This is a genomic window from Hyalangium minutum, from assembly GCF_000737315.1.
Taxonomy (GTDB): domain Bacteria; phylum Myxococcota; class Myxococcia; order Myxococcales; family Myxococcaceae; genus Hyalangium; species Hyalangium minutum.
Genome location: NZ_JMCB01000003.1, coordinates 574,557 through 589,516 on the forward strand (window position 1 = coordinate 574,557; position 14,960 = coordinate 589,516).

The 14,960-nt window shown below is 67.7% G+C and carries 10 protein-coding genes and 2 tRNA genes; 4 read left to right on the forward strand and 8 right to left on the reverse strand.

Annotation, left to right across the window (positions count from 1 at the left end; all coding sequences use genetic code 11):
• Positions 1–80: 80 nt before the first annotated feature.
• On the reverse strand, positions 81–947 hold the full coding sequence (locus DB31_RS08845; protein ID WP_044185201.1) for a hypothetical protein: 867 nt from the start codon (positions 945–947) through the stop codon (positions 81–83).
• 155 nt (positions 948–1,102) lie between these two features.
• On the opposite strand from DB31_RS08845, the gene DB31_RS08850 reads away from it, so the two are divergent.
• Entirely contained in the window at positions 1,103–2,137 is a 1,035-nt protein-coding gene (locus DB31_RS08850; RefSeq protein WP_044185204.1) for a DNA topoisomerase IB, read from the forward strand.
• Between the two features lie 40 nt (positions 2,138–2,177).
• On the opposite strand, the gene DB31_RS08855 is transcribed toward DB31_RS08850, so the two are convergent.
• Both DB31_RS08855 and DB31_RS08860 read right to left on the reverse strand, forming a co-directional pair.
• Entirely contained in the window at positions 2,178–2,936 is a 759-nt protein-coding gene (locus DB31_RS08855; RefSeq protein WP_044185207.1) for a hypothetical protein, read from the reverse strand.
• A gap of 23 nt (positions 2,937–2,959) precedes the next feature.
• Positions 2,960–6,196 carry a TonB-dependent receptor gene (locus DB31_RS08860; RefSeq protein ID WP_044185210.1) on the reverse strand — a complete coding sequence of 1,079 codons (3,237 nt, stop codon included), beginning with the start codon at positions 6,194–6,196 and terminating at the stop codon, positions 2,960–2,962.
• Between the two features lie 161 nt (positions 6,197–6,357).
• Between DB31_RS08860 and ppk1 the strand changes: the two genes are divergently transcribed.
• Positions 6,358–8,517, forward strand: coding sequence for a polyphosphate kinase 1 (ppk1, locus tag DB31_RS08865; RefSeq protein ID WP_044185215.1), 2,160 nt, complete (start codon positions 6,358–6,360; stop codon positions 8,515–8,517).
• 13 nt (positions 8,518–8,530) lie between these two features.
• Here the strand turns inward: ppk1 and DB31_RS08870 are convergent, their stop codons facing one another.
• Positions 8,531–9,787 carry a DNA glycosylase AlkZ-like family protein gene (locus DB31_RS08870; protein ID WP_044185217.1) on the reverse strand — a complete coding sequence of 419 codons (1,257 nt, stop codon included), beginning with the start codon at positions 9,785–9,787 and terminating at the stop codon, positions 8,531–8,533.
• Between the two features lie 81 nt (positions 9,788–9,868).
• Positions 9,869–10,861 (reverse strand): NAD-dependent epimerase/dehydratase family protein, encoded by a 993-nt coding sequence (locus DB31_RS08875; protein WP_044185219.1) that lies wholly within the window; start codon positions 10,859–10,861, stop codon positions 9,869–9,871.
• Positions 10,862–10,967: 106 nt separating this feature from the next.
• Here DB31_RS08875 and DB31_RS08880 point away from each other — a divergent pair, with 106 nt between their 5' ends.
• Positions 10,968–11,585, forward strand: coding sequence for a TetR/AcrR family transcriptional regulator (locus DB31_RS08880; protein ID WP_044185221.1), 618 nt, complete (start codon positions 10,968–10,970; stop codon positions 11,583–11,585).
• A 72-nt stretch (positions 11,586–11,657) separates the two neighbouring features.
• The gene (locus DB31_RS08885) at positions 11,658–12,368 is read left to right on the forward strand and encodes a 2OG-Fe(II) oxygenase (RefSeq protein ID WP_044185223.1); all 711 of its coding nucleotides are present in this window, start codon (positions 11,658–11,660) and stop codon (positions 12,366–12,368) included.
• Between the two features lie 61 nt (positions 12,369–12,429).
• Here DB31_RS08885 and DB31_RS08890 read toward each other — a convergent pair.
• The 3 genes from DB31_RS08890 to DB31_RS08900 all read right to left on the reverse strand — a co-directional run bounded on the left by DB31_RS08890 (position 12,430) and on the right by DB31_RS08900 (position 14,791).
• Positions 12,430–12,503: transfer RNA gene (locus tag DB31_RS08890), tRNA-Met, on the reverse strand.
• Positions 12,504–12,577: 74 nt separating this feature from the next.
• A tRNA-Met gene (locus DB31_RS08895) sits at positions 12,578–12,651 on the reverse strand.
• Positions 12,652–12,718: 67 nt separating this feature from the next.
• Positions 12,719–14,791 (reverse strand): S1 RNA-binding domain-containing protein, encoded by a 2,073-nt coding sequence (locus DB31_RS08900; protein WP_044185226.1) that lies wholly within the window; start codon positions 14,789–14,791, stop codon positions 12,719–12,721.
• Positions 14,792–14,960: the final 169 nt, after the last annotated feature.

Sequence of the window (14,960 nt, forward strand, 5' to 3'; positions counted from 1 at the left end):
TGTGGCTGACGCGTCCGGAGTCCCCCGCGAACGGCTCTCCGGACGGCGAATGAAGCGACGGTGAGACGTCGCCAAGAGGGCTAATGGACCCGATCCCGTGCACGGGCGGCGATGGCGGTGGCCTTCGCCGGGTCCTGAATCTGGGCGATCTCCTCTGGGAGGAGGAAATCGACAGGCTCCACCTCGTAGACGTCCCGCGCCGGGTCGTAGCCGAGGATGAGCGCCTGATCGCCGCGCTTGAGCTCATTGTCGCGAGCGCAGAAGACGTTGAGGATGAGCCCGGCGCCGCCATCCGCGAGCGTGGCGTGGCCATGAGCGCCCGTGACGCTGCCGCTGTTGATGGTGCACACGCGGCCCATGAGCGAGTCCCGCCCGGGGGCCTGCTTGGCGATGAAGATGGGGCGCAGCGGCCTCACGGCCAGCGACGCCGCGAGCGTCCCGAGCACCGAGCACAGCACAAAGAGGCCCGCGCCAATGGCAGCCCCCGGCACGAAGGAGCCCAGCAGGTTGTAGGCCGGGCCCCGGGTCGCGATGGAGAGGATCCAGGCCGCGAAGATGACGAAGCTGAAGGAGATCGTCACCGGGATGCCCGCGAAGCCCAGCGAGGCGAAGAGGCCCGACGCATCCCCGTCTACGTCATGATCGTGTCCGGCGTGGCCGTGAGCATCCGCGCCCTCGAAGGCACCCGAGGCGGCCTTGGCGCCACCCTCCAGCATGCCCCCGGCGGCCTTGGCACCACCCTCCAGGAGTCCACCGGCGGCCTTGGCACCGCCCTCCAGGAGTCCACCGGCGGCCTTGGCACCCGCCGAGAGGTCCACATCCCCATCGAGGACGTCGATTCCCACTGCGCCGAGGATGACGCACAGCCAGTACGTCAGCGTCACCCCCATAAGGATGGTGAAGAAGGCGGTGGGGAACGCGAGGATGGACTCGAGGAAGGGAGACATCAGCCCAAGGGTTGGTGTTCCAAGAAAGTCTAGACGATCAGGGGGGCGGCCAGGGAAGCCCCGCCGGACGAATCTGGTCACGCTTGCCTGCCCCTCATGCCACCTGCCTGTAGCGGATTGCAGCAAGGGGGCAGGCTGCGCATCCCAACTGGGCCATGACCCAGATTGAGTGCCTGCAGCAGAAGGGAATCCGGCGACTAGGGAGCCCCCAGCGAGGCTTCCGGTATGTGCGAGCGGACGGGCGCCCGGTCTCTGCCCAGGAGCGCGAGCGGATCCAGGCGCTCAAGCTCCCGCCGGCCTGGAAGGACGTGGCGATCTCGTCGGCGGCGAAGGCGAAGCTGCAGGCCATTGGGAAGGACAACGCGGGCCGGTGGCAGTACCGCTACCACGAGTCCTTTTCGAAGCGGCAGCAGGAGGAGAAGTACAAGCGCATCGTGGGCTTTGCGCGCGCCCTTCCCCGCATGCGGCACCGGGTGAGCGTGGATCTGCGCAAGAAGGGCCTGGGGCGGGACAAGGTGCTGGCGTGCATGCTGCGCATCCTCGGCACGTGCTTCATCCGGCCGGGGAGCCAGGTGTACGCGGAGGAGAACGGCAGCTTCGGGCTGGCCACGCTGCGCGCCAAGCACGTGAAGGTGGTGGGGGACACGGTGCTCTTCGACTTCCCGGGCAAGAGCGGCCAGCAGCAGCACCGGGAGCTGAAGGATCGACGCGTCGCGGTGATCGTGCGGCAACTGCTGAAGGTGCCGGGCCGGGACGTCTTCAAGTTCGTGCTGGATGACGGCCACATCGTGGACGTGCGCCGCCGCCACATCAACGAGTACATCCAGGAAGTGATGGGCCCCGACTACAGCGCCAAGGACTTCCGGACGTGGGGCGGCACGCTGATCTGCGCGTGCGCGCTGGCTCGGGCCCGTCACCGGCTCAATCACGCGGCGGTCGAGGGCTGCGTGAAGGCGGTGAAGAAGACCATGGTGGCCGCGGTGCGCGAGGCCGCCGAGCACCTGGGCAACACGCCAGCGGTGGCGAGGTCCTCGTACATCTACCCGTCGGTCCTGGCGATGTTCGAGCAGGGCAAGGTCGTGGGAAAGTACTTCGAGTCCGTGGAGGAGCTGACGAAGCACGACGCGCCGGAGCTGCACTGCTCGGAGAAGGCGCTGCTGTCGATGCTGAAGGACGGCGCGGCCGTGTGACCCCGGGAGCAGCTCCCGAGGCCCCACGGCCCGATGACACTCAGGGCTTCTTGTCCGAGGGCACTTCACCCGTCAGCACGCAGATGAGCGCGACGGGATCGCACTTCACAGGGAAGATCGGGTTGATGCCCGAGCCGCGCAGCCGGCCCACGTTGTAGTCCGGATACGGATCGCACTTGGTCTCGTCCGGCTTGCCGCTCGTGGCACAGCTCACCACCGGCCAGATGCCCCGCACGGTGTACTCCGCGGTGCACCCGTTCTCCGTGTAGCGCAGGTCCGCGATGAACTGCGTGCCAGGGATCTCCGGCGTGTTGTAGACGCGCAGGCCGGACCACTCGTAGGTGAAGCTCTGGGCCGGGAGGCTGGAAGTGGCGGGCACCTCCAGGCGCGCGGGCGCCAGCTCCGGCACGTCACAGAAGTTGTCCGGCCCCGGAGTCTCGGAGGCCAGGGGACCCAAGGCGTACGGCGCGCCCGCGGTGGCCGCATCGAGCTGGGCGGCATACTGCGTTCGCAGCCGCCCCATCCGGTCCGTGCGAATGGCCACGGTGTCGGGCGCCGAGGGATCCTGGTTGAAGTACTTCTGCAGGCCCACGGGCTCCGACTTGAGCTGGGTGCACAGGCGAGCCGGATCCGGACTCCCCTCCTTCAAGGTGTAGGTGGCCGCGAAGGAGCCCGTGGAGCCATCCGAGACGGCCCTCGCCACCGAGCACTGCCGCTCGGGATCCTCGGTGTTGCACGCGCTGAGTACGGCGGCCAGGGCCACCGCGCTCACGCTCATTCCCATCAGGTCGCGCTTCATGGAAGGTGTTCTCCGGGAAGGGGCTAGAAGCTGAGCTTCGCGCCGAGGCGAATGGACCGAGGCGCCTGGTAGGCGGTCGGCTTGCCGAAGTTGGGGTTGATGTCCGAGCTGGTGATGGGCTGGCCATTGGCCGTCCCGATGATCTTGCAGGTCGCCTTCGGATCCGAGCACGACTTCAGATCGGCCAGCTTCGTCCCATCCTCCAGCGAGTACACGCGGGTGAAGGTGAGGGTCTGATCGACGTTCGTGTACTGCTGGAAGTTGAAGAGGTTGAAGACGTCCAGGGAGAGGGTCAGCACATAGTTGTTCGCGAGCTTCTGGTTGAGGCCCACGTGCCCGTCGACGTTGTGGAGCCAGGGCAGCCGGCCACCGCTGCCGCGGGGCAGGATGAACGTCTCCGAGCCGCTGCGCCGCGGGTGCGCACCCAGCACGTTGGTCACCGTGCCAGAGCGGCCGCGGTAGCTCGTGCCGATGTTCAGGCTGGTGCTGTCGGTGAGGATGAACTCGCGCGCGCCGTAAGCCTTGAGGCTGTGCGTGCGGTCGCCGGGCAGCAGGCCGTACCGGTTGAACGTGAGCGACAGCAGGTCGAAGTCGCGCGTCAGGTTGGGCGACAGCTGGCCGGTGTCCGCGCGGAACAGGCCCGAGTAGTTCCCCTCCAGCCGGGCCCACGTGTAGCTGGCCTGGGCCAGCCACTGGTTGGAGAAGTTCTTCTGGTAGTAGAGCGTGACGCCGTCGTACCTGCGCTGAGCCTCCGGGAAGTCCGTGGAGTAGCCCTTGCCTGGGTTGCCGATGAAGAAGGTGCTGCCGTCATCGCGGCTCATGTCCTCGATGACGTTGTTGAGCTGGCGCCGCGTATAAGTGAGTCCCAGTCGGCCCAGGAGCAGCTCCAGCTCGCCGCCCACGACGATCTCGTCCATCGACTGGGGCTTGATGTTCGGGTCCACGGGGACGCGATCGCCGCCCTCCACGCTCCAGAACTGGTTGGGGCTCTCCCGGTTGCCGATGACCGTGCGGTTCGCGTCGCTGGCGCAGGCGGTCTGCAGGGACTCGGGATCCGAGGGATTGCACGCGGGCGCCTTGTACGTGGCGGACATGAGCTGCTGCTGCGGGAACGAGAGGTCCGCCATGTCCAGCGTCATGCTCTCGTAGAAGCGGGCGTAGTTGACGAAGAGCTTGGAGCGGCCCTGCTGCGTGGGATCGTAGATGACGCCCAGGCGCGGGGACCACTGGTTGGGCAGGTAGAGGCCCACCTTGTTGTCCAAGCCCCAGACCGTCTGCGCGTCGTAGCGGAGGCCCACGTTGACGGTGACCTTGTCGAGCACCGACCAGCTGTCCTGCACGAAGCCGCCCACGGTCATCGACTTGGAGGTGCCCTCCTTCGTCTCCAGGAACACGGGCTGGTCCGGCCCGTCCAGGTAGCCATACTGGTTGAGGCTGAAGAAGCACGAGCCGTCCGTGCACTCCTGCCAGTGGGCGAAGCCCGTGCGCGCGCGGTTGTTGTAGAAGCTCAGCCGCTCCGCGTCGAAGCCCGCCTTGACGATGTGGTGGCCGCGCCACTCGAAGAGGTACGTGCCCAGCACCTTGCCCTGGATGCGATCCAGCTTCTGGATGCTGATGGTGCCCGGGCCACCCGTGGTGTACGCGCTCACCGGGCAGCGCGAGGCACGCTGCTCCGCCGGCAGCTCCGACGGAGAGTCACAGACGGAGGGATCCGGCAGCGACTCGAACTCGGTGATGCTGTGGAAGTCGCGCCCCGCCACGCCGGTGGTGGTGGAAGGCCGGCGCGTGCGCCGCCAGGAGACGCGCGGATCCTTGGAGAGCCCCGTTCCCGAGTTCAGCCCCGAGTCATCCGACGGCAGGATCGTGTCGTACTGGTGGTGCCAACCCACCGTGGCATCCAGGAGCAGCTTCTTGTCGAAGAACGAGGAGGACTGCTTCGCCACCAGGTCCAGCGCGTTGTTGTCCCGCATGGTGGCGATGGACTCGTAGCTGCCCTGGACAAAGCCGGTGCAGGACAGGCTCGAGCACACCTCGGGCTCACCGTCGTCGCTGAAGGCGTACTTCCCTGCCCCACCCGAGGAGCGCGGCACGCCGAACACGGAGATCGACAGGTTGTGATCGGGGGTGAAGAGGTACGTCAGCTTGGCCGTGTACTGCAGGCTGCGCTCGTCCGCGAAGCGGTTGACCTGGGTGCCCTCAATGGGCGTGGACACCTGGAACAGCGTCTTGGGATCCACCCGCGCCGCGCCCACCGCCGTGCAGCCGTTCTCGCGATCCACCGCCGTGCAGATGTCCAGCGTGCTCAGCCGCCGCTGCACCTGGATGCGGCTGAACGACGGCGCCACGCCCACGTAAAACCAGAGCTTGTCCTTGAGGATCGGTCCACCGAGATCGAAGCCGAAGTCGCCCAGGTTCCAGGGCTTGCCCTGGGCGCTGATGACGGAGCCCGCCTGCTGCACCACCGTGCCCGATGTCTGCAGGACGCCCGGGGCCATGTTGGCGAACACCGAGCCGTGGAACTCGTTGGAGCCGGACTTGGTGACGACGTTGAGGATGCCGCCCGTGGCGCGGCCGTACTCGGGCATGTAGCCGCTGGTGATGACGTTGACCTCCTTGACGAACTCCACCGACAGCGGCGTGCCCACGGTGCCCACGCTGGGATCACTCACGGACAGGCCGTCCACCACGTACTGGCTCTCTGGAGAACTGCTGCCGCTGATGCTCACGCCGTAGCGATCTTCCTGGGCACCGGGGGCCAGCTCGGCCAGCGACTCGAAGGAGCGCGTGGCGGAGCCCTTGCCGCCCGGGCGGATGACGGCCACGTTGCGCAGGAAGTCCGAGTCCACGCTCACGCCCGCGGCGCTGGAGCCGATGTCCACGGTGGGCGGAGTGGCGACGATCTCCATCGTCTCGCCCAGGGCGTCCGGCAACAGTTCCACATTGACGCGGATCGTCACGCCCAGGCGCAGGGTGATGCCCGACCGCGCGTAAGGCCTGTAGGACTCCTTCTCGAACCGGAGGGTATAGGTGCTCGGCGGAAGCTGAGGGATGCGGTACTGCCCGCTCCCATCCGTGACGACCGTCTGCTCGCCCATGAGGCCCGGGGCCGTAGCGGTGACGATGACATCGGGGACGGGCTTCTTCGTCGAAGCGTCGATGACGGTGCCGGTGATGACAGAAGTGGTTTGGGCCAGCGCCTCGGAGCCAGACAGCGCGGCCACGAGACACAGCCCCCATGCGAGAGCCAGACGTTTGAACAAGGAACCCCTCCAGAGGTGCGGGGCGCACTTTGTCCCAAACCAGACGGAAGCCCAAATCCCATCTGGCGAGTGGGTTGGGAAAAAGCACTCGGGGCGGATGCCAGGTTCCACTGCCGGGCCTACCTTCTCTCGGCCTCCATGTGCAGCCGAGGAGCCCAGGTATGGCGAAGCGCGCTCCCAACGCCCGGGGTGGCGGACGGAAGACAGTTGAGCGGGACACCATCCCCGAGGGTGTCGAGGTCCCGGACAAGGCTCTGTTCTTCAACCGGGAGCTGTCCTGGCTGCTCTTCAACGATCGGGTGCTGCAGTTGGCCGAGGACAGCGCGGTGCCGCTACTGGAGCGCCTGAAGTTCTGCGCCATCTACGCGCGCAACCTGGACGAGTTCTTCATGATCCGCGTGGCCCGGCTGCACGAGCAGCACCGCGCGGGCGTCGTCCGGCTGGTTCCGGATGGGGCCACACCGGGCGAGACCCTGGACAAGCTGCACGCGCGCATCCGCGAGCAGGGGCTGCGGCACAGCCACTGCTTCGAGCAGGTACTGCGGCCAGCGCTGGCGGAGAAGGGGCTGCGCATCCTCTCCATGAAGAAGCTGGATGCGGAGGCTCGGGCGCAGATAAATGAGCGCTTCCGCGCGCAGATCTTTCCCGTGCTCACGCCGCTGGCGATCGGGCTGGGGCGGCACTTTCCCTATATCTCCAATCTCTCGGTGAGCCTGGCGGTGCTGCTCCGGGATCCGGTGGCGGAGGTCGAGAACGTCGCACGGGTGAAGGTGCCCAAGGAGCTGCTGCCTCGCTTCGTGCCGCTCAAGAACGACGCCACGTCCTTCGTGCCGCTCGAGGACATCATCGCGCACAACCTGGGCACGCTGTTCCCGGGGATGGAGGTGCTGGACTACGGGGTGTTCCGCGTCACGCGGGACGCGGACTTCACCGTGTCCGAGGACGCGGAGGATCTGCTGGTGGCGGTGCAGGACGAGCTGCGACAGCGCCGCTTCGGAGACGTGATCCGCTTGGAGCTACAGGCGGGGATGAACCCCACGCTGCGCGAGTCCCTGGTGGAGGCGCTGGGGCTGGAGCCTCGGCAGGTGTACGAGGAGCAGGGACTGCTGGCGCTGGCGGATCTGCACTCGGTGGTGGCCACGCCGGGCTTCTCGGAGCTGCGGGCCACCTCGTGGACTCCTGTCACCCAGCCCCGGCTGCGGCCCGAGGGTGACACCGAGGGCACGGTGATGGCGGCCATGCGTCGCGGCGATCTGCTGGTGCACCACCCCTACGAGTCCTTCGCCACCTCCGTGGAGCGCTTCGTCACGGAGGCGGTGGAGAACCCGGACGTGCTGGCCATCAAGCAGACGGTGTACCGGACCTCGGACAGCTCGCCGCTGGTGCCCGCGCTCATCCACGCGACGGAAGGCGGTAAGCAGGCCGTCTGCATGGTGGAGCTCAAGGCCCGCTTTGACGAGCGCACGAACATCCAGTGGGCGCTGGCGCTGGAGGAGGCCGGGGTGCATGTGGTCTACGGCATCCCCGGGCTGAAGACGCACGCCAAGGCGATCCTCATCGTCCACCGCGAGGGCGAGAAGATCCGGCACTACGTCCACATCGGCACGGGCAACTACAACCCGAAGACGGCACGGCTCTACACGGACCTGGGACTGTTCACGACGGACCCGGACATCGGCGCGGACGTGGCGGACCTGTTCAACTACCTGACCGGGTTCGCCCGGCCCGAGACGTTCCGCAAGCTGCTCGTGGCGCCCATCAACCTGCGCGAGGGACTGCTGGAGCAGATCCGCCGCACGGTGGCGGCACACTCGAAGGAGAAGCCGTCGCGCATCCTGATGAAGATGAATGCGCTGGTGGATCCCACGCTCATCCGGGCGCTCTATGACGCCTCTCGTGCGGGAGTGAAGGTGGAGCTCAACGTGCGAGGCATCTGCTGCCTGCGGCCCGGGGTGCCCGGTGTCTCGGAGAACATCCGGGTGGTGTCGCTGCTCGGCCGCTTCCTGGAGCACTCGCGCATCTATTGTTTCGAGCGCGGCGGAGAGACGCGCTGCTACATCGGGTCGGCGGATCTGATGCCGCGCAACCTGGACCACCGCGTGGAGGCGCTCGTTCCAGTGGAGGATCCGCAGATCCTCGCCCAGGTGCGAGACATCCTCGAACGCTCCCTCGCGGACAACACTCACGCGTGGGAACTGGACGCGGATGGCACCTGGCGCCGCCGCACGGCCAAGAACGGAGAGAAGCGCTGGGCCCAGGGCGAGCTGATGGAGCGCTCCGTCCGTCTGGCCCAGGCTCCCAGCGGCCGTCCCCTTCCCTAGCGAACCTCGCGGCTCACATCTTCTTCACGAGCGCCGCACGCTCCTGGACCTTCTCCATCGTGTCCAGGCTGAAGCTGCGCGCGTGTCCCAACTCCTCCTTGAGGAACATGGCGACGTTGTCCGCGAGTTCCTGGGCTGCCTTCTTCCGCTTCGGAGGCAACGGATCGAAGGTGGCGAAGACCCCCTGGCCCGCGGACGGATCGAACTCCCAGAAGCCCACCACGCGCTCGCCATCGAGCAGCGTCCGCGACAGAAGGTGCTTCACCTCCCCCAGCGTCGAGCCCTTCTTGCTGCCCCACTGAGACACCGCTCGCGAGTGGTGCTTCGGGTCGATCAGCAGTCCGGGCCCACCATGGACCGTGAGGTAATTGTCCTCGGCCGCGAGCATCGACAGGGACGTGGCCCCGGGCTGGGCCTCCTTCAGCGCCGAGACGTCCTGCTCCAGCACGAAGGCCTCGTCGGCGTAGCCCTCCACCTTTACCGGCACCACGGGGAGCTTCTCGAAGGCCGCGCGAGCATCCCGCTGCGAGAGCGCCGACCACGCCGCGAAGTCCGCCACCGTCACAGGCCCCACCTGCCGGACGAAGATCTCCGCGAGCCGCACGTTCCGCTCGGCGGCATCCGCCGGAACTTTGGCGCCCGTGAACGGGCTCTTCGCCGGGATTCGCCAGAGGTACCGCTCCGTGTCCAACCGCCCGGCATCGAGCGTCCGCTCCAGCTTCCCTTCGAACTCCAGGTAGCGCAGCGCTGGGGGAAGCGGAGAGGAGATCCCCACCTTCTTGCCCTTCTCTCCCAGGCTGCGGACAGTGCCCTCGGGCAAGGCCTTGCGCAGCGCGTCCGTTGTCAGCGGGCCCTTGCGCAGCACCTTGAGCACGGCCTCACCGATGCCGGACAGCTCGGATTGCGGGACGCCGACCTTCTCCATCTCCTTGTCCATCCGCTTGCGCGCCTGGTCCTCGGCAATCCGCAGCACGAGCGGCACTTGCGCCCGAGGCACCACGTAGATGCAGCCGCGAACCGCCGGGATGACCTGGATCCGGGACTGGGCCACGGCCTCATCCAAGTCTTGTCGGCGCAGCCCCGGAAGACGCGCCCGCACCGCGAGATACACATCCACGCCCCCGAGCGTGCGAGGCCAGCTCGTGGCCGCGAGCGTCTCCTCGATGCTTCCCTTCCCCGGCTCGGCGAGCCCCTGGCGGCGGTGCCAGAACGCGCGCGCTTGCTCGAGGGAAACAGAGACTGCGGGTGCGGCGGGCTTCGTCCGAGCCATGAACTTCCTCCAAGGGGCGCGCAGTCTAAACCGATGCGCGCGCCCCAGCGGAAGAGGCCGCCGGCTCCTTTGAGCCGGTCCTCAGTGGGCGCGGGCCGTCGCAGGCCGCAGCGGCGCTGTCGCGGACGAGGCCGCTCCCTTCATGGCCTCGAGCGTCTGGCGGATACCCTCGTGATAGGGAGTCTTGCGCACCTCTCCCAAGAGTCCTCGCAGCGCTGAGTCATCCATCAGCACGGGCGTGGTCTGCAGGTAGTACATCTCCACGAGCTCCCGCATGAACGGGTCGAACAGTCCCAGCGCGCGCACCATCCACGGGCCCGCGACGCGGAGCTTCGGGGGACGGCCCACCTCCGAGAAGATCCGCTCCACGATCTCTCGCTGGGTGGTGACCCCGGCTCCCGCCAGGTTCCAGGCTCGGCCGTAAGCGCGCGGCTCGTCGATGAGCGAGGCGACCACCGGCCCCACGTCCGGGACGAACACGAACTCGTGAGGCGTGTCGATGGGCCCGATGAGATCGGCCCGCGTGCCCTGAAGCGCGGCCTGGAAGACTCGGTAGAGAAGACTGCGCTCGAGGTTTGGACCGTAGAAGTCCGGCAGTCGCAGAATGGCCGTCTGCAGCCCGTCCCGGCCATGCGCCCCGAGCACGAGATCCTCCTGCTCCTTGCGCATCCGCCCCTTGAAGGTGTGGGGCTCGCGCGGATGGGACTCATCGACTCGCGCGCGCTGGGGCCGGCCAAACGGATACACCGTCCCGATGAGCAGCAGCTTGGACACCCCGGCGGCCCGCGCCCCCTCCAGCGTCTTCTGCATGAGGATTGGGTGCAACCGGAAGTCCCAGTACGGCACCCCCACCAGGTAGATGAGCGTCTCCAGCCCCTGCGCGGCGGCCTTCACGGACTGGGGATCGTCCGGGTTCCACGTCACGATCTCCGCCAGCGGATCGGCGCCGAACTCTGCCTCGAGCGCCCCTCGCGAGCGCCCCACCACCCGGTACGGACGCCCGCTTGCCCTCAAGGCGCTCGCCACACTTCCACCGATGGCTCCAGCCGCTCCAAACAGTCCCACCAGGCCCATGACATGCCTCCTTGTCTGAACACCTAACCACGGAGTGAACACTGTTCACTGAACGCCGTTCATTTAATGATGACCGTCCGGGCCGTCAAGGCTTAAAGTTCCTTTCATGGGGATCGCAGAGCGAAGGCAGCGGCAGAAAGGGCAACTGCGCGAGCAGATCCTCGCGGCCGCTCGGGACATCGTGCTGAAGGAGGGTTTTCGCGCCCTGTCGATGCGCAAGCTGGCGGACGCGGTGGAATACGCCCCGGCCACGCTCTACCTGCACTTCAAGAACCGGGATGAGATCGCCCAGGAGCTGAGCGCGCGGGGGTTTCAGGAACTGTGGACCTTCCTGGCGCCTGCGGCCTCCTCGCCGGATCCAGAGGCGCGCTTGCGCGCGGCGGCCCAGCGCTACCTGCAATTCGGCGTGAGCAACCCGGAGACCTACCGGCTGCTCTTCATGGAGGATCCGGAGATCACCAGCGCGGTGCTCCGCAGCACTCCCAAGGAGGGCGGCGAGCAATCCTTCCGTCTCCTCGTGGAAGCTTTCGAGGCGCTCCAAGCCGAGGGGCGTCTGGTGCCTGGCGCGGATCCTCAGCGGCTGACAGAGATTTTCTGGGCGGGGCTCCATGGGGTGGTGAGCCTCAAGCTGACGTGCAAGGACTTCCTGACGACCCCCATGGAGGTGCTCTCCGAGCACATGATCCGCGCGCTGTTGAGCGGGATGCTCCAGCCCCCTCGTTGAGAGGACAGGCGAGCCCATGCCCTGTGCTTTGGGAGTCCCCTGCCCCTCCCGAGACCCGCTACGCTGGAGGCCGTGAGCGAGTACGTCACCCACCGCGACGCGCTGACAGGTCCCCGGCTGGAGGCCCTCCGGGAGGCCCTGCTCGCGTCACGCTTCGTAGCGCGCAGCCCGCTCATGGGGTCGTTCCAGGCCAGCAAGGGCTTCGCCTTCATCTTCACCGAGGCGGGCAAGGCCACGCTGCTGGAGCGCTTCCCCTTCCTCGCGGACTACCTCTCTCTGGTGATGGAGCCGAGGACGACACGGGGCCTGCTGCCCTGGCGCGAGCGCCTCTTCGGCCCGAGCTCAGAGCGGCTCCGCCCCAATGCCTTCTACTTGAACCTGCTGCTGCTCGAGGCTGGCAAGGGTGTGGGGCGGCACATCGACGCCACGCTGTCGGACCCCAGTGGCGTCCGGAACGCGGTCCCCGAGCATGTCAGCGTGCTCTACCTCACGGTGCCTTCGGGCGTTCAAGGTGGCTCGCTGCACCTGCTGCGTGAAGATCAGCTGGTGGGCAGTGTCCGTCCTCGGCCCGGGCTCCTCGTGCAGTTTCGTGGGGACCTTCAGCACGAGGTCGAGCCCTTCACGGGCGGCGAAGCGGGAGCGGTTCGCGCGAGCCTCGTCTGCGAACAGTACGCGTTCGGCTCGGAGGCGCTGGCGCGCATCCCCATGTTCCGGATCCAGTCCAAGGCGGGCTTCGCGGCCTACCTGGATGCGCACCGCGATCGCGAAGCGGCCACGCCCTGATCCCTGAGTCAGCGCCAAAGACAAAGCCGGCGCCCCTTTTCAGGAGCGCCGGCTTCTTGAGTTGCGGGGGCAGGATTTGAACCTGCGACCTTCGGGTTATGAGCCCGACGAGCTACCAGGCTGCTCCACCCCGCGATAACCTTTGTGACTCTGAGTAGAACGACGGAGGCCCTTCCAGTTATTTCCGGAAGGGCCTCCGGTGCTTCCAGTTGCGGGGGCAGGATTTGAACCTGCGACCTTCGGGTTATGAGCCCGACGAGCTACCAGGCTGCTCCACCCCGCGGCAAAAGCGGGAGGGTAAGTACCGCCCTCCCCCTGGTGCGTCAACACCTTTTTCCGGAGCCCACTCCTCAGACCTTCTTGTTCTTCAACAGGTCCGCGAGCGTGCCGAATCCCTTGCCGCCACCGCCCTGGGGCTTCTGGGTCTTCTGCCAGGCGTCGAGCTCCGCGCGCTCCTCCGCACGCTCGGCCGCGGTGACGGACAGGCGAATCTTCCCGGACGCGTCGATGTCCAGGATGGCCACCTTCACGTCCTGGCCGAGCGAGAAGACCTTGCGCAGATCCGTGCCGCGATCCGTGCCCGTCTCAGCGGCCGGCAGGAGCCCCTTGCCACCGGGGAACTGCAGGAACACGCCGTAGGGCTCGATGCGGTCGACCTTGCCCACGACCACCTGGCCCACCTTCGGGCGCGGAGCGGCGGGCTCGGCCGGCTTGGCGGCCTTGGCCTCGGCGGCCGGGCGCTCCTCGGGAGGACGCTGCGCATCCTCCTCGGAGATCTTCCGCAGGCCGATGCGCTTCTCGTTCGGGTCGATCTTCTCGACCACGACCCAGATCACCTCGCCCTCCTTCACCACGTCGCGCGGGTGCGCGATGCGGCGATCCGAGAGCGCGGAGATGTGCACCAGGCCATCCACGCCCGGCTTCAGCTCCACGAACGCGCCGAACGCCTGCAGGCGGACGACCTTGCCCTGGAGCCGGTCGCCCTCCTTGATGGAGGCCAGCGCCGCCTTGAAGGGATCCTCCTGGCGCGAGCGCAGGGACAGCGTGATGCGCTCCTTGTGCTTGGCCTTGTCCGGCGAGTTCGGCTGGGCGGCCTCGAGGCGGATGATCTCCACCTCCAGCTCGTCGCCCACCTTCACCACCTCGCTCGGGTGGCCGATGCGCACGTGAGACATCTCGGAGACGGGGATCATGCCCTCCACGCCGCCCAGATCCACGAAGGCGCCGAAGTCGCGCACGCCGGTGACCTTGCCCTTGACGACCTTGCCCTCGGACAGCGTCTTCCGGGTCTGGTCCGCCAGCTTCTTCTGCTCCTCCTCGAGGAGCGAGCGGCGCGACAGCACCACGTTCCGGTCCCGCACCTCGGTGACACGGAACGTCAGCTTCTCGCCGATGAACTGATCCGGCTTCTCCACGAAGCGGATGTCCAGCTGGCTGATGGGGCAGAACGCGCGCACGTCGCCGATGGCGACCTCGACGCCGCCCTTGTTCACGCTGAGGACCATGCCCTCCACCGGCATGCCCGACGCGCGAGCCTCGGCCAGCATGGCCATGTTCGCGTTGCCCTTGGTCAGGGCCCGGCTCAGCTGGATGCCGCGAGCGCCCGCCTCGATGACGTGCGCCTCGAGCGTGTCACCCACGCCGTAGCGCAGGATGCCCTCGTCGTCCTTCAGCTCGCGCAGGTCGATCATCGCCTCGCTCTTGACGCCGTCGAGCGACACGAAGGCCGTATCCGCGCCGAGCTGGAAGATCTTGCCCGTCACCTTCTCGCCCACGCGCACGCTGCGCCGGGTGGGGACGTTGCCGTCCTTCACCTGCGCCTCGAACATCTCCGCGAAGGACTCGCTCTCGGGCACGTCCTCATAGAGGGCGCTGCTCGGAGCCGGGACCGGCGCCGGACGCGGCGTGGGAGCCGGCGTCGGAGCCACGGGGGCCTCGGCGGCCGAAGCCTCAGCGGCCGCAGTCGTCTCCGCAGACGTCGCCGTGGACGCGGCGGGCTGCTCGCCCACCGGGCCGCGCGTCTCGATGACGCCCGACGCACGTTTCACGACGACCATGGGGCCCGAAGGCTTGCGCTCACCGCCACCGCGGCGCTCGCCACCCCCTCCGCTGCCACCGCCTCCGCCGCCACGAGGGCCGCGATCCCGGTCACCCCGGGGCCGCCGGTCCTCACGAGGACCCGCGGCGGACGCACCCCCCGCCTCACCCTCGGGGCGCGGCGGACGAGCCTCGCGGTCGCCTCCCTTGCGGTCAGGACCGCCACGGCCCCGGTCTCCACCCCGGTCGCCGCCGCGATCACCCCCACGGCCGCCCTCGCGCTCACCGGCGCGGCCCGCGGGGATACCGAGCATCACGTCACCGAAGGTGGCCTTGGGCTTCTTCGGACCAAAACCACCTGCTCCACCGCTCTTCTCGTCGCTCACTGCCGAGACCTTCCTGAAGGAAATCCTGGCCAGGTTTCAGGCAAAACCGGGCTCCTGAAAAAGGCGGCGCACTCTACACGCGCTCAACGCCGGGACGGAAGACGCTTGCGGCCTTCTTTCGCAAACACCCCATCCGCTGCTTAACGCGCCGCGCCCACCGTCCCATCCC

Excerpts from the sequence above, each read along its gene's own strand:
- DB31_RS08845 (WP_044185201.1), bottom strand. The coding sequence starts at position 947 with ATGTCTCCCTTCCTCGAGTCCATCCTCGCGTTCCCCACCGCCTTCTTC.
- DB31_RS08850 (WP_044185204.1), top strand. The coding sequence starts at position 1,103 with ATGACCCAGATTGAGTGCCTGCAGCAGAAGGGAATCCGGCGACTAGGG.
- DB31_RS08855 (WP_044185207.1), bottom strand. The coding sequence starts at position 2,936 with ATGAAGCGCGACCTGATGGGAATGAGCGTGAGCGCGGTGGCCCTGGCC.
- ppk1 (WP_044185215.1), top strand. The coding sequence starts at position 6,358 with ATGGCGAAGCGCGCTCCCAACGCCCGGGGTGGCGGACGGAAGACAGTT.
- DB31_RS08870 (WP_044185217.1), bottom strand. The coding sequence starts at position 9,787 with ATGGCTCGGACGAAGCCCGCCGCACCCGCAGTCTCTGTTTCCCTCGAG.
- DB31_RS08875 (WP_044185219.1), bottom strand. The coding sequence starts at position 10,861 with ATGGGCCTGGTGGGACTGTTTGGAGCGGCTGGAGCCATCGGTGGAAGT.
- DB31_RS08880 (WP_044185221.1), top strand. The coding sequence starts at position 10,968 with ATGGGGATCGCAGAGCGAAGGCAGCGGCAGAAAGGGCAACTGCGCGAG.